General features: G+C 56.2%; 12 protein-coding genes. 3 read left to right on the top strand and 9 right to left on the bottom strand.

Features of this window, described 5'->3' with window-relative positions; genetic code table 11:
* Positions 1–39: 39 nt before the first annotated feature.
* The 3 genes from TREBR_RS11135 to trxA form a co-directional block, all read right to left on the bottom strand.
* The gene (locus TREBR_RS11135; protein ID WP_013759274.1) at positions 40–3006 is read right to left on the bottom strand and encodes a fibronectin type III domain-containing protein; all 2967 of its coding nucleotides are present in this window, start codon (positions 3004–3006) and stop codon (positions 40–42) included.
* A 167-nt stretch (positions 3007–3173) separates the two neighbouring features.
* A complete protein-coding gene (locus TREBR_RS11130; RefSeq protein WP_013759273.1) occupies positions 3174–3698 on the bottom strand; it encodes a hypothetical protein in 525 nt (174 codons plus the stop codon).
* A 209-nt stretch (positions 3699–3907) separates the two neighbouring features.
* Positions 3908–4219 (bottom strand): thioredoxin, encoded by a 312-nt coding sequence (trxA, locus tag TREBR_RS11125; RefSeq protein ID WP_013759272.1) that lies wholly within the window; start codon positions 4217–4219, stop codon positions 3908–3910.
* A 291-nt stretch (positions 4220–4510) separates the two neighbouring features.
* Between trxA and TREBR_RS11120 the strand changes: the two genes are divergently transcribed.
* The 3 genes from TREBR_RS11120 to fabV all read left to right on the top strand — a co-directional run bounded on the left by TREBR_RS11120 (position 4511) and on the right by fabV (position 8918).
* Positions 4511–6202 (top strand): AMP-binding protein, encoded by a 1692-nt coding sequence (locus tag TREBR_RS11120; protein ID WP_013759271.1) that lies wholly within the window; start codon positions 4511–4513, stop codon positions 6200–6202.
* Between the two features lie 205 nt (positions 6203–6407).
* Positions 6408–7667: a beta-ketoacyl-ACP synthase II gene (gene fabF / locus TREBR_RS11115; RefSeq protein ID WP_013759270.1), complete on the top strand. Its 1260-nt coding sequence runs from the start codon at positions 6408–6410 to the stop codon at positions 7665–7667.
* A gap of 39 nt (positions 7668–7706) precedes the next feature.
* Positions 7707–8918, top strand: a complete 1212-nt coding sequence (gene fabV / locus TREBR_RS11110) for an enoyl-ACP reductase FabV (RefSeq protein ID WP_013759269.1) — start codon at positions 7707–7709, stop codon at positions 8916–8918.
* A gap of 88 nt (positions 8919–9006) precedes the next feature.
* Here the strand turns inward: fabV and TREBR_RS11105 are convergent, their stop codons facing one another.
* From TREBR_RS11105 to TREBR_RS11080, 6 genes are read right to left on the bottom strand one after another with little or no spacing between them, the layout of a single operon-like run.
* Positions 9007–10197 (bottom strand): ABC transporter permease, encoded by a 1191-nt coding sequence (locus TREBR_RS11105; protein ID WP_013759268.1) that lies wholly within the window; start codon positions 10195–10197, stop codon positions 9007–9009.
* A complete protein-coding gene (locus tag TREBR_RS11100) occupies positions 10190–10903 on the bottom strand; it encodes an ABC transporter ATP-binding protein (RefSeq protein ID WP_013759267.1) in 714 nt (237 codons plus the stop codon). The genes TREBR_RS11105 and TREBR_RS11100 overlap by 8 nt, the downstream gene beginning before the upstream one ends.
* A 23-nt stretch (positions 10904–10926) precedes the next feature.
* Complete coding sequence (locus tag TREBR_RS11095; protein WP_013759266.1) at positions 10927–12072, bottom strand: efflux RND transporter periplasmic adaptor subunit; 1146 nt, start codon at positions 12070–12072, stop codon at positions 10927–10929.
* Positions 12072–13580, bottom strand: a complete 1509-nt coding sequence (locus tag TREBR_RS11090; RefSeq protein WP_013759265.1) for a hypothetical protein — start codon at positions 13578–13580, stop codon at positions 12072–12074. Before TREBR_RS11090 ends, TREBR_RS11095 begins: the two co-directional genes overlap by 1 nt.
* 57 nt (positions 13581–13637) lie before the next feature.
* On the bottom strand, positions 13638–14690 hold the full coding sequence (locus tag TREBR_RS11085; protein ID WP_013759264.1) for a calcium/sodium antiporter: 1053 nt from the start codon (positions 14688–14690) through the stop codon (positions 13638–13640).
* Positions 14691–14698: 8 nt separating this feature from the next.
* Positions 14699–15316 (bottom strand): NUDIX hydrolase, encoded by a 618-nt coding sequence (locus TREBR_RS11080; protein WP_013759263.1) that lies wholly within the window; start codon positions 15314–15316, stop codon positions 14699–14701.
* Between the last annotated feature and the right edge of the window lie 6 nt (positions 15317–15322).

Here is a 15322-nt window from a genome sequence, read left to right as displayed (position 1 = left end):
TTTTTCGGCCTGTCCGCAGTTTCGTAAATCTTTCGTAACTCAGAATCGGGCGCCGACTCCGGCGGGCGCCGCGTCGGTCAATTCGAGCAGCCCTTTCATGTCGATCGAGCCGTCGGCTTTCCGAACCGGAACGATGTCCGTATCGGTACTGACGAAGACGTCCGGTGTCAGCTGCCGGCCTTCGGAGTTCAGGCTTTGCGCGCCGTTCCAGAAATAGTTTCCGGGTGCGGCGAGCGAAGGCATTTCCTTATATTCGTCCGCGCTCATTCCTTCCATGGAAATACTGTTTGAAACGGCGAACTGCCGTTCCGTTTCTTTACCTTTCCCGTACAAATTGATGTTCGCGCCTTTGTTTCCGTACGACGTAACGTTTTCAAGCTTAATCGCCGGATCCGAGTTGCTCGTAATGCCGCTCGTACCGTTACCGAACGAAATACTGTTGCGCAGTACGTGCGGAACGGCGATTCCGTCTCCGCCGAGCTTGAAGCCGTTGCCGTCTCCGTTGCCGGAACCGTCGGGCAGCGAACCGTTTTTGTACGCGATGCAGTTTTCGATCAGAACCGCGCCGATGGGACCGGATTCTATTTTGGCGAACAGATCCCATCCGTCGTCGATGTTGCCGTACGCGATACAGCCGCGGAATACGTTGCCGTCCGCGCACGTCAGTTTGGCCGCGAAGCCGTCCGCGTTGTTTGCCGCCGGATCGATATTGCCGTACGACGTGCAATTTTCAATCAGATTGCGCGCGGGCCATTTGGGAAACGTTTCGCTGCTGACGCCGCTGATTTGGAGACCCGTGTCGCCGCACGAATACGTGTTCACTCTGCGCACGACGTTGTCGCTTCCGGCAACTTGCAGCCCTTTGACGTTGCCCGGCGTGTTGCGGATGTCGATGCCTTCGATAAGCCAGCAGTCGCCCCAAAGCTGAAACCCCGCGCCTGCCGAGGTAAAATCGAGAATCGCGCGCGTTCCGTCCGCGCTGCGGAGCGTTTTACGCGTGATGTTTTTTGCCGATTTTTTAACGCCGCTGTTGCCCCGTTCGATCATGATGCCGCGCGTCGGATAATACGTGCCGCCGCTCAGCACGACGGTCTGACCGGGTTTTACGTAATTGAGCGCGCTTTGAATGTCAAGCGGGTTTTCAGGCGAACCGTCGCCGAACGCGCTGCCGTCCGGCGCGGCGTACAATTCCGCCCGGCCGTACGATTTATTGATAACCGTGTGTACTATTGACACCGATTTGTAATCCTGTTCGTACGTTTTCAGTTCGGCGTTGTACTGGGCGATCGCCTGTTTTTCTCCGGGGCGGAAATCGGGATCCGGCGTGAACGTTATCTGATAATCGTTCAGACCGGCGGGTACTTTGATCGTTTTTTTATAGTCGATCAGTGCTTTCACTTTTGCATTTTTGACGGGCGTTTTGCCGTTTTTATCCGTTACGGTGAGCAGTCCGTCGGCGTTCGAGGTGAAAACGAACGGATATTTCGACGTATGATACGTCGAGGGCGAATCGACTTTGACCGTGAGCGGAATCAATTCCGGCGGTTCTTCCTGTGCTGCCGGATCGGCCGCCGGATCGGTAATTTTCATGCTCACGTCGCTGACCGTTACGTTGCAGCCGCGCGCTGCGGCAAAGCCGACGTACACGTGATCCGCATCGAGTTGGCGCAGTTTTTCCGGGCCGTACATGATGTATTCTTCTATAGTATCTTCACTCGCGATCGTTCGTTTGAAAATCGCATGATAACCCGTGTTCGTCTTTTTGAGCGTAACGCGGTACGTGTCTCCCGCCCGGACAAGGTCAGACTGATCGTAACTGTATGCATCGGAAACGCTTTTTCCGTACTGCGCGATGCCGCTGTCTCCGAGCGCTATGACGTCGCCGGTGATGCCCGAAACGAAGCGTGCGCCGAGCGTGTCTTTGCTCGTTTTTTTGACACCGTTGATCGTTTTTTCAAATTTGGTCGCGATAACGCCGGCCGAATTCGTGTAGTGGTTTACCGCGTTCACGCCGTTCTGCCCGATACTGTCCATCGCGAGAATGCCGAAGCCTTCCTGTCCGTCGGCGGTTATATTGATGTAATCGACGGTAAACGTTGCGGTCAGTTCAAAGTTTTCGGTATCGGGATCGATAACGGTATAATAGTAGGAAATACCGTCGTGAAAGGCGGTGAATTTTCCGCCTTTGTCTTTTATCATCTGCGTTGCCGGATCGAACGTGCACGAGTTCAGTTCAAACGTCAGATTGTTGCCGTCGATCATGCGCATCGTATTGCGGTCTTTGCTGCTCGACTGGCCGAACCAGGCGAACTGCCATTCGCGTTCCCGTTCGTTTTTTATCAGCTTGTCGATAGGATCCGAGTATGCAACGTCGGCGGATGCGCTGCCGGCTCCGCGCACTGCGGCGACGCTGACGGCGTACGTGCTGCCGGCGGTAAGACCGGTAAGCTGCGCGTGCGTCGTGCTGCCGGCGGTTTTTTCGGCTGCCGTGCCGGTTCGGACGTCGGTATAGCGGACGACGTACGACGAAGCTTCGGGAACGGCGCTCCATGACAGTTCGAGCGCTCCGCCGCCTGCGTTGAGCAGCTGGACGGCGGGTTTTTCAAGCGGCAGGGTAAAGCGGACCGTAACGCTTTCAGAGACGAGGCCTTCTTTTTCTCCGGTGCGCAGCGCGGTTACCCTGAACGAATACGTACCGCTTTTAGGCGGCGTAAACGTGATTTTCTTTTCGTCGCGCCGGGTTTTCCCGATCGGTTTTGAATCGACTACGTTCAGCGACTGATCGAGCATTTCGGCAAGACCTTTGTCCGCGCCGTCGGTCGAGGTTTCAAGCATACAGGTGAGCTCGACGGTTCCCGGTGCGTCCGGCAGCGTTTGCGCCGCGGTAATGACCGGAACGGCCGTCTGATCCCAGGGTTTTCGATCCGCCGCAAAGAGCGGAAAAAATACGACAGCGGCGCAATACCATACGCACAGCCGTTTGAATAGAGATGCGGTTCGTTTCATTCAGTTCTCCATGTAAAAAAACGCACTGCCGTCGTTTGCGTACCGGCAGCGTGCGGATGCGGGATGCGCCGCGCGATATCGCCGCGCGGAACTCCGCCGTGCAGCGGAAACACCGTGCAGCGGAAACACCGTGCGGCAAAACATCGCATAGTGCGGGGCGCTGCCGCCTATTTTGCGGTAACGGTAATCTGATAAATATTGATTCCGCCCGATTTTGAATACACCATATAGTCTCCGGCGGCGGGGACGGCGACGCTTTCCATTCCCGATTTCAGTTCGCCTTTTACGTCCGCCGGTGCGGTAATCGTCGCAACGACGTCTCCGGCGGCGTTCGCAAATACGAGCATACGGGCGTCGGCGGCGCTTGAACTGTTCAAATATATCGTAACGGTTTCACCCGCTTGCACCGGAAACAGGATAGAGCGGTATTCGGCCGTACCGGTGCCACCCAGTTTGATGCGCTGGGTAAAAACTTCACCGTCGGGCGCGGTGCGTCCGTCCGCCGCCGTGTCCACGACGACCGTTTTGTCCGCTCGCGCGCTCACGACGAATCCGTCTTCATATCGTTCCGTTTCCGTAAGCGTGCCGGCTTCAAGATCGTTCGCGTTAATATATCCTTCAGCCGTACCTGCCGAACACAGCAATACGGCCGCGAAAAGAACCGCGGCGGCGTGTAATAATTGTTTTTTCATAATGCCTCCAAAATAATTCATACAAAGATTGTATATAGTATAAAAGTGATAGGCTGAAAAAAACTGTTCTATTTTAGGAGAATTCTGATTGGAATCCGTCCGGATGCGGATCGTTTTGCGTATTGAGCCGCGGGACTGCTTAAACGGTTCGGCGTTTTTTTAATAAAAAAAAGACCCTGCCGGGGAGAGCCGTCCGACAGGGCCGAGAATCACAAGGCGAGCATCGCCTTCAAATCTTCTTTGCTGCGTCCGCCGGGTTCCTGCGCCGTAATTTTTCCGTTTTTTACGACCATAAACGTCGGAATGGACATAATGCCGAATTTTGTGGCAAGCGCTTCTTCCTGATCTATGTCGACTTTGAAAACCTTCGCTTCCCCGTCCAGTTCTTTTGCCAGTTCGTCGACGATGGGCGCCATCATTTTGCACGGTCCGCACCATGTTGCAAAGAAATCTACCAAAACGGGTTTATCCGATTCAAAAACTTCTTTTTGAAAATTTGCTTGTGTAAGTATTTGTGCCATCTTGTATACCTCCCGGCTGTGTACTCGTTTTAAATATACGCAATCTCCGGTCGGGAAGCAAGCGTTATTTGTTGCACATGCAGGGCGTGCATGATTGATGCGACGATACGACGTGCCACGTGAGTAAACAGCCGTTTGTTTTTTTTGACGTATTGACAAAAAATGTCATAATAGATTACTATGAAAAGGCGTTATTTTGTTCAGGACTGCAACATTTTTGCCGGAACGGTGTCGAACTAAACAGCTGTCTTTTTTATGCAGCTTAAACAAAATGAGTACAGAGGTTAAAACATGATATTGGATAGGTTCGTCGCCGGAAAAAGCGCATACAGTTCCTACGAAGATTTAAAAGAAAACTTTTCCATCCGTATTCCCGATAACTTCAATTTTGCGTACGACGTCGTGGACGAATATGCCCGTGCCGAACCGGATCGCCGTGCGCTCGTGTGGTGCGACGACGACGGTAACGAAAAATTTTTTACGTTCGGCGATTTGAAAAAAGCTTCCGACAAAACCGCGAATTTCCTGACGATGAACGGAATACGAAAAGGCGACGCGGTTATGCTGATTTTGCGCCGCCGGTACGAGTTCTGGTTTTTCATTCTCGCACTGCATAAAATCGGTGCGATTGCGGTTCCCGCGACGCACATGCTGCTCAAAAAAGACATCGAATACCGCAACAACGCGGCGGGTGTCAAAATGATCGTGTCGCTTGAAGAGCCCGAACTGCAGGATCAGGTTGAACAGGCGCTGCCCGATTCTCCGACGGTCAAAACGCTCGTTACCGTGGGGCCCGCCCGCTCCGGCTGGCTGTGTTTTCACGAAGCGTACGACTCGTTGTCTGAAACGTTCGTTCGACCGACCGGTGAACTTGCCGCCGGTAACGAAGACATCATGCTGCTGTATTTTACGTCGGGCACGTCCGGCTATCCTAAAATGGTGCAGCACGATTTTACGTATCCGCTGGGCCACATCGTTACGGCCAAATATTGGCAGAACGTGGTCGACGGCGGACTGCACCTGACGGTTGCCGAAACCGGCTGGGCAAAAGCGGTGTGGGGTAAAATCTACGGTCAGTGGCTTGCCGGCAGCGCCGTTTTTGCGTACGACATGCTGTCGTTCGTTCCCGGAAAGCTGCTTGAAAAAATGGCGCGGTACAAGGTGACGACGTTTTGCGCGCCGCCGACCGTCTATCGGTATCTTATCAAGCACGATCTTTCAAAATACGACCTTTCAAGCCTGACGTATTGCACGACGGCGGGCGAAGCGCTCAATGCGGAAGTATACAATCGGTTCTGCGAACAGACCGGCCTCAAGATGAAAGAAGGTTACGGCCAGACGGAACTGACGCTCACGATCGGCAATTTTGCCTGGATGGAGCCGAAGCCCGGTTCCATGGGAAAACCGGCGCCCGGTTACGAGATCGATATCGTCGACGCCGAAGGAAAATCCTGTGCGGCCGGCGAAACGGGTGAAATCGTTATCAGACTTGAAAACGGCCGTCCGTTCGGCATGTTCGCCGGCTATTACCGCGATCAGGAATTGACCGACGCCGCTTTCTATGGAAATCTGTATCACACCGGAGACACGGCGTATCGCGACGAAGACGGATATTACTGGTTTGTCGGCCGAATGGACGACATGATAAAAAGCGCCGGATATCGCATCAGTCCGTTCGAGGTTGAAAGCACGCTGCTTCAGCATCCGGCGGTCCTCGAATGTGCCGTTACCGGCGTTGCTGACAAAAAGCGCAGTCAGGTCGTCAAAGCGACGATCGTTCCCGCGCCCGGGTTTTCTCCGACCCAAAAATTGGCGCAGGAGATTCAGGATTTCGTAAAGCACGTGACCGCCGCGTATAAATATCCGCGGCTGATCGAGTTCGTCAAGGAATTGCCCAAAACGATCAGCGGCAAAATCCGCCGCGTGGAAATACGCGAAAAAGACGCGCAAGATCGGACTGCGGCCGATGAAAACGGCAGATAAGCCGGCGGCTTTGCAATTCGTGTACGCCTCGGATTTTTTACGGGAGTATGTATGAAAGGCGCGGCTAAAATGGCGCCGCACCTTTCAACTCGAGTTTTCCGGGAAAACTCGTATATTAACTGCACGTTCGCGCTTTGCTTTGAACGTGCTTAAAAAGCCGCTTCGGAAACTGACGTTTCCTCAGCGACTTTTTATAGGAGTATGTATGTCTGAAAGAAGAATCGTTATAACGGGAATGGGGGCGGTTACCCCGATCGGAAATACGGTCGCCGACACGTGGAAATCGATTCGCGCGGGCGAGTGCGGCATAGACCGCATCACGCTGTTCGATACGACCGATTACACGGTGAAAATCGCCGCTGAAGTGAAGAACTTCAACGCCGGCGATTACGGCATCGACCGTAAAGAAGCGCGCAAAATGTGCCGTTTTACCCAGTTTGCTGCCGCCGTCGCCGCGCAGGCCATTGCCGACGCCGGTTATACCAAAGAAACCATTTCCGCCGAAAAATCCGGAATTATGCTCGGAAACGGTATCGGCGGCTTTGAAACGCTGGAAGCCGGTTATAAAAAATACTTTGAAGCGGGAAACACGCGCATTCCGCCGTTGTCGGTTCCGATGTTCATTACGAACGAAGGCGCGGCGAACGTGAGCATGCTGTTCGGCATAGACGGACCGTCTTGGACTTTGGCAACGGCGTGTTCGTCCGGCACGGACGCGCTCGGCGCGGCGCTCGATTTGGTGCGTTCGGGACGTATCGACGTGTGCGTCGCCGGCGGAACGGAAGCGGCCATCACCGGATTCGGAATCGGCTGTTTTACCGTACTCCAGACGCTCGCCACATCCTTCAACGACGATCCTAAAAAGGCGAGCCGCCCGTTCGATGTAAAGCGTGAAGGATTTACGATGGGCGAGGGCGCCGGTATTCTGATTCTTGAAGAACTGGAACACGCCAAAAAACGCGGTGCAAAAATCTACGCCGAATTCGCCGGATACGGTGCGTCGAGCGACGCGTATCACATTACCAGTCCCCGCCCCGACGGAACCGGCGGTGCACTCGCAATTAAACGCGCGATTGCCGACGCCGGCATCAAACCCGAAGACGTCGACTATTACAATGCGCACGGTACGTCGACGCCGATAAACGATCCCGCCGAAACTCAAATGGTAAAACTTGCGTTCGGCGATCACGCATACAAAATGAAGGTTTCTTCAACAAAAAGCATGACCGGCCACTGCGTCGGCGCTGCCGGTGCGATAGAAGCCATTATCGGCATTAAAGCGATAAACGACGGTTTCTACCCGCCGACTATCAATCTGGAAAATCCCGATCTTGAACACGGCTGCGACCTCGATTACGTGCCGAACACCGGTGTGGAAGGTGAAATCAATTGCATCGCCTCCGCGTCGCTCGGTTTCGGCGGTCACAACGGCTGTCTGATCATGAAAAAATACAAGGATAAGTAAAAACGCAAACTGCCGGTTTTTACTTTTAGAGGAGATCGTATGATTATCAAACCGATGATTCGCAGTAATATCTGCATCAACGCACATCCCGTCGGATGCGCCAAGGAGACCGAACGCCAAATTGCGTACGTTCAGTCCCGCAAAGCAAACCGCGGCACCAAAACCGCAGCCGAAGGCGGCAAAGCGCCCAAAGCCGTACTCGTGCTGGGCTGCTCGACCGGTTACGGTCTTGCCAGCCGCATTACCGCCGCGTTTGAATACGGCGCGGCCACGATCGGCGTTTCGTTTGAAAAAGAAGGAAGCGAAAAAAAGGGCGGAACGCCCGGCTGGTACAATAATCTGGCGTTCGACCGCGCTTCAAAAAAAGCCGGAATTCCGAGCGTTACGCTGAATATGGACGCGTTCAGCGACGACTGCCGCAAAGCCGTCGTTGCCGAAGCCCGTAAAATGGGCGTCGCGTTCGACCTCGTCGTGTACAGCTTGGCGAGCCCCGTCCGCACCGACCCCGAAACCGGCGTTTTGTACAAATCAGTGCTGAAACCGTTCGGAAAACCATTTTCCGGCCAAACGGTGGACATGATGAGCGGCGAACTGAGCGTCATGAGCGCAGAACCGGCGAACGACGACGAAGCGGCGCAGACGGTAAAAGTCATGGGCGGCGAAGACTGGGAACGCTGGATCGATCAGCTTGCCGAAGCCGGCGTGCTGGCGAAAGGCTGCAAGACGGTTGCGTATTCGTACATCGGCCCCGCGCTGTCTCACGCGATCTACCGCGACGGTACGATCGGCGGTGCGAAAAAGCATCTTGAAAAAACGGCCCGCGCGCTGGACTCGAAGCTGTCCCAAAAATTGGGCGGCGAAGCGTTCGTTTCCGTAAACAAAGGACTCGTTACCCGTTCGAGTGCGGTCATCCCGATCATTCCGCTGTATCTTTCGGTATTGTTCAAGGTAATGAAAGAAAAGGGAACGCACGAAGGCTGCATCGAACAGATGGAACGCCTGTTCGCCGAGCGGCTGTACACCGACGGCAGCGTGCCGGTTGATGCGGAACATCTTATCCGCATGGACGACTGGGAACTCGACCCCGCCGTTCAGGCCGAAGTCGACAAACGGCTCGCGCAGGTAACGCAGGATACGCTCGCCTCTTTGGGCGATATGGACGGCTACCGCCACGACTTTTTGGCGACGAACGGATTCGACGTTGCCGGCGTTGATTACGACGCGGACGTCGAGCGGATGGACGTTGTTTAATCGATTTATTGAACCTGAACGTGCTCCCTGAACGGTAAGCCTTGCGCTTTCTCCGTTCAGGAAAGCCCAGAAAAGCCGGCGCGCCCCGTCATTCCGACGAAAGCGCTTCCACCGGATCGAGCTTTGCGGCTCGGGAGGCGGGGCTGAAGCCGAAGAATATGCCGATTGCGGCGGAAAACACGAACGCGGCGGCGCACGCGTTTCCGTCGACCGCGAACGACCACTTCATGACGGCCGCGGCGGCGGCGCTGATACCGATTCCGGCGGCGATTCCGACGCAGCCGCCGATACCCGTGATAAGCGCCGATTCTATCAGAAACTGCGTACGTATCACCGCGGGACTCGCGCCGAGCGCTTTACGGATTCCTATTTCGCGCCGCCGCTCCGTAACGGTAACGATCATGATGTTCATGATTCCGATGCCGCCGACGAGCAGCGAAATTGCCGCGATTCCGGAAAGCAGCAGACTGACCGTACCGGTAACCTGTTCGTACTGTTCAAGCATCGCCTGCATGGACGTAACCGACGCCGCGTACGAATTCCCCGCTTTTTCCGCGATAAAACTTTCTATATTTTCAGCGACGGCGGACGCTGCCGCTGCCGCCGTGCATTGCACGACGATGCTCGACGCGTTCGGCGACGGCTGTATTTTTTTTGCGTAGAAACCGCGCGGCACGTAGATTGCGTTCGCCGTCGATTCAATGCCGGACGCGGACTCCGTCAGCACGCCGGCGACTTCAAACTGAAACGAAACCGAATCGTGTACGCCTATCACTTTTTGCCCGACCGCGCTGCCGGAGGGAAACAGCGCTTCGGCTACGTCGGGGCCGAGAATGACGCGCTGCTGGCCGGTTACGCCGTCGGAAACGGTAAAATCCGCACCTTCGCTCAGCGTCAGTCCGCACATCGGCAGATAGCCGTACTCGATCGCCGTTGCCGAACCGTTGACGCTCGTATCGTCTTTGGTGAGAGTGACGGACATGCTGTTGCAGTACGCAATTTTCGTTATGTGTTCAACGGCGTCGAATAATTCCGTTCTGAACGCTTCGTTGAACGTAACGGACGTGTCGCGACCGCGCCGCATGAATCCCGCTGAAATTTTTACCAGATCGAGCCCCGCCGAACTGTACGAATCTTTGATACTTTTGGAAGCACTGCGCCCGAGCGACGTGATGACGATGACCGACGCGACGCCGATGATAACGCCCAGCAGCGACAATATGCTGCGGATTCGATTCCGTTTGAAATTCCGCAGGGCGAACAGAAAATCGTCAAACATCGGCGTCCTCCTGCGCGGTGTCGCTGCGCAGGGCACCGTCGAAGAGGGAAATCCTGCGGGGAGCCAGCGAACCTATATACGGATCGTGCGTTACGATGATCACCGTCGTGCCGGACTGTCTGATCCGATCGAACATTTCCAGCACCAGTTTTCCGGTTTCGGAATCGAGCGCGCCGGTCGGTTCGTCGGCGAGGATAATCCGTGGTTCCATGACCGTTGCACGGGCGATAGCCGCGCGCTGTTTTTGTCCGCCGGAAAGTTCGTTCGGCATGTGCTTGAGCCGATCCGCAAGGCCGACCCGGACGAGCGCTTCCGTCGCCCGTTCGCGGCTTTCCGCGCGGTCGATTTTCCGATACCGCAGCGGCAGCATGACGTTTTCAAGCACGGTCAGCGACGGCAGCAGAAAATATTGCTGGAACACGAAGCCTATCGTCCGGTTCCGCACGAGCGCCAATTCTTTTTCACTCATGCCGGCGGTTGCGTGCCCGTCGATTTCGACCGTTCCCGAAGTCGGCCGGTCGAGGCAGCCTATCATGTTCATCAGCGTGGATTTGCCCGAGCCGGACGGCCCCATGATCGTAACGTATTCGCCCTGACGGACGCTGAACGACACGTCGTTGAGCGCCGTTACGGAAGCTTCTTTCATGAGGTATTCCTTTTTGACGTGATCCATGCTGATGCAGATCCGCCCGCTGTTCGTTTCCATATGCGCCTCCGATGAAAAATACGTTACCGCATCGGCGGCATACCGCCGCCTGATCCGCCCGGCCCTCCGCTCATGCCGGGAACACCCGCGCCGCCGCTGCCCGGCAGCGAGAAACCGGATTGCTGAGCGTTTTCCGTTTTATCCGTCGATTGCCGGGTATTGCCGGCAGCGCTTTTTCCGGTGCCCGATACGCGCGGAGCCGACTGCGCTTTCAGTACGTCGCCTTCAGCGACGGAACCTTCGGTGATGCGCATGAAATCGCTGCCGTACGGTTCGGCGGTAACCGTTACTCGTTCCGTCGTTCCGTCGCGCTTGATTTTTTCGACGAACTGCGTACCGCCTTCACGGCCGACGGCTTCTTTCGCCGCCAGCAGCAGCGATTCTTCCGGGCTGATTTCGATTTCGCCCGTGAACGAATAATAGGGCAGAATGCTTTCAGGCGGATCGTCTATGCGTATTTTCACCTTGACGATCGACGCGCCGCGCGAAGTAACGCTTCCGACCGCCGGGTACGAAACGACGTATCCGGTTATCGTGCCGCCGTCGTACGCGGGAAACGTACAGCGGACGAGCTGTCCCGCCTGTAATTTGGGGGCGTCGGTTTCCACCACTTCGACGGAGGCGCTCAGATAACTGCGGTCTATAATGGTGCCGACGGAATCTTTCGCTTCAAGGTAATCGCCTGTCGCCGCACTGAATTCGGCGATGACACCGTCGAAGTTCGCGACGATCTGTCTGTTTTCCCGTTTTTTTACGAGTGAAAGCCGCTGGAGCGTCAGCAGTTCCAGTTCCCGCTGGCTGCCGCTGATCCGCGCTTGAGCGATATCGTAATCGTGTTTCGCAAGCGCGTACGTCTGTTCGGTGTCGTCGAGCTGCAGCAGCACGGTTCCCTTTTTCACCGCGTCGCCTTCCCCGACGTAGACGGCGGTTACCGTTCCGTCGCCGGCGGCTTTCAGCGTCTGCTCGTCCGCCGCGGAAACGGTACCCGATATTTCTATGATATTTTTGACCGTTTCCTGCGTAACCGTGTACGTCCGGTTCGCGTCGGCTGCCGTATTCGCCGACCTGGCTGCGACCAGTGCCGCGGCGGTACCGGCTGCAATAAGACAAACTGTGAGAACGGCGAGCGCCGCCGTTCGTCCGTTTCGGGTGCGTTTTTTTGCTGTCATCACAGATCCTCCGCTGCGATAAAAAGATTTTCAGCGGCTATCGCGTGCCGGATCAAATTTATGTCCGTAATGCGGCATTGGATAAGCGCGTTCTGCTCGTTCGATACGGCTTTGCGGTATTCGGATTCGCTGACGATTCCCGCGTCGAACCAGGTTTTCATGTCGGCGGCGAGTTCCGCGTATAATCGGTATTGTTCGCCGTTCAAAGTGCGCTGCCAAAGCAGGTCTTCGCGTTCGGTCGCCGCGTCTTCCACGGCGCGTTCATATTCGTCCGCCGCGGCCTCACGCGCTGCCTGTTTGATTTCAAGCGTAAGCAGGTTTTGCCGTTTTTCAAGCGCGGAGGTCGCAGTGTCGGCCGGCGACCAGCTGAGCGAAACTGTTCCCGACGGCGTCGTGCGTTCCGCGGCGATCGGAACCGTAACGCCGCCCGATACGGTCAGTCCGTTTCCGGTAACGGAAAGGGAAGCGCCCGCGCTGTCGGCGCCGTTCAGCGAGCTGTTTTTATACGTATAGGAAGCTTTTGCCGTAACGGTCGGCGTTTTGTCCGCGTGCTGTTCGAGCTGTGCCACGTACAGATCCCATTCGGCCTGCTCGACGGCGGCGTATCTTTCTTTGCTTCCCAGCTGATCCGAATCGAGTACGCCGCACTGCACGAGCTGCGTCTGCACGTCGGGGAGCGATTCGCCGCTTAATCCGCCGGCGGAAACGCCGCATTTTGCGGCGAACCGTTCGGCCGCCCGTTTCAGCGCACGCTCGTATTCCGAGACGGTGCGCTCGGCCGAGTCCGCTTCAAGCTGCGCCGTCCGGTATGAAGCCGACTGCGCTGAAAATCCTTTTACGCGGAGCGTTTCCATGTCTATGCGGGTTTCGTACAGCGACGTGCGGGCGGAAAGGACGTCTTTATACGCACTGTACAAATCTTTCAGCTCCGTGTAAAACTCGTATTCCGCGGTGCGCGCTCGTGTGCCGAGATTCCGCTGCGCTTCGGTAACGGCGCGCTGCGCTTTTTGTACGGCGAGCGCGCGCTGTGCAGCCGTGCTGCCTGAAAGTTCCGTGCCGATGCTGAGTTCCGCGCCGGCGGCGCTGAACGACTGCGCGGAATCGGCGCTCACTGCGTATGAAAGCGGTACCGACGCGGAAACGACCGTTCCGTTGAGCGCCGGAATGGAAACCGTAACCGCCGGTTCGGCTCGAACGCCCGACGTATTAAAAGAAACGGTTCCCGTTGCAAGTTCGGCGTCGACACCGGTTTCCGCCGCGGTGATGCCGGCTTGGAGTTTCGCCTGCTGCAGTTTGAGCGCGAGCGTCCGCAATTCCGCGTCTTGGGCAAAATAACCTGCGAGCATGTCTTGGAGAGAAAACGGCTGCTCCGCCGAATCGGCGGATTGCCGGTCGGGCTGCGTCTCGGCCGGCAGCGCCGTTTCCGGCGGTGAAAAAGGGAGTGCGTAAAGGCGGATTGCGGCGGCGAACAGCACTGCCGCTGCGGCCGGCATACGTATCGGTTTCATGCCGACAGTATCCACCGCTATCCTTAAAATATTCTTAAAACGGTTGCGGAAACCCGATTACACACCCGAAACGTAACTGAGCGCGGTAACCGCGACGTACGCGGCGAGCAGTACGAAGCCGACCGGACGTTTCAGCGAGTTTTTTGAAAAAAGTACGCCGCAGCGGAACACGATCAGCACGAACAGCATGGCGGGAAACAGTATTCTGAAAAAATTGACGTCCACGGTCAGCCCGCCCGGCGTTACCGCCGCCGACGCGCCGATAACGAACAGTACGTTCAGAATATCCGCGCCGATAATATTGCCGATCGCAAGGTCTCCGTGTCCCTTGCGCGCCGCAGTGATAGCGGTGATCAGTTCCGGCAGCGACGTTCCGAACGCAACGAGCGTCGCCGCGATGACGGTTTCCGGTATCCTGAATCTGAGCGCCGTTTCCTGCACGGCCGGAATGAGTACTTTCGACGATAAAATGACGAGCGCTGCGCCCAAAATCATTTTCAGCAAAATGACTGCGACGGACGAACCGTTTTCGCCCGACGGATTATCGGTGTCCCGGCTCTCTGCGTCCGTACCTTTGCGCGCGCCGGCGATAGTCGAAACGATATACGCTGCGAGCAGTCCGAGAAATACGAAGCCCATAACGCGCGGAATGCTGCCGCCTTCCGAAAACGACCGGATCCCGCCGCCGGCGATAAACGATACGGCGACGAGCAGTATTCCCGCACCGAGCTGTATCCAGCCTTGCCGGTTGACAACCGTTTTTTTGAACGGCAGCGGTTTTATCAGTGCCGCGATACCCAAAATGAGGCCGGTATCGCAAATGACGGAACCGACGGCGTTGCCCATGGCCAATCCCGGCGCGCCTTTGAGTGCCGACATGACGGAAACGGTAACTTCCGGCAGCGTCGTGCCGAGGCTGACGACCGTCGCTCCGATCAGCATTTTGGGAACTCCCCATTTTTCCGAGAGGGCGACCGCGCTGTCGACCAGAATATCGGCGCCTTTGCTCAAAACGAACAGCGCCGCGGCGATGATTGCCAGTAAAATGACAAGACCGGGAATGCCGTCGGGAACGGCGTTCATCAGATTTAAAAGAAATTCATCAAACATGATTTTCACTATATCCTTGATGACGACGAATGGCAAGAAGCGGCGTACGTGCGCAGCGCGTTTCTTACCGAATCGAACGCCAGCGGCAGCCGCGCTATGTCCCGTTCGGACGCGACGGATTCAAACGTGAACGCCGTTACTTCGCTTTGCTGCGCCGTGAGCCGGCCGAGCAGCGCGCGTTCACCGTCCGATTCGGCTGATTCGGCTGATTCGGCTGTGTCGCCGCCGGTTTCCGGCAGCCGTGCGGTAAAAAACAGATCGCAGGTTTTATAGGTAACGTGATCGAATTCGTACGTGTTCGGATACGAACATAAAAAACGCACGGCGGCGGGTTCCAATCCGATCTCTTCGCGGCATTCGCGGACGACCGCCTGTTCCGCGGATTCGTTCGGGTCCACGAAGCCGCCGGGAATCGTCAGAAGTCCTTTTCCCGGATTTTTTGCCCGGACTTCAAAAAGGACGCGGCCCGCGCAATCGCATATGATGACGCCCACGGCTGCTGCCACGTTGTTGTACAGGTTGAAATTACACGCGGAACATACCCAGCGGCGGCTGTCCGGATATGAAACGGTGCCGGCGGCGCCGCATTTCGGGCAGACCGCAAAGTTTGCGTTTTCGTTCGCCATAATCGA

The sequence above is a fragment of the Treponema brennaborense DSM 12168 genome (assembly GCF_000212415.1).
Taxonomy (GTDB): domain Bacteria; phylum Spirochaetota; class Spirochaetia; order Treponematales; family Treponemataceae; genus Treponema_F; species Treponema_F brennaborense.
Note: the sequence above shows the minus strand (reverse complement) of the source record. Positions and strands in the feature narration are given on the sequence as shown.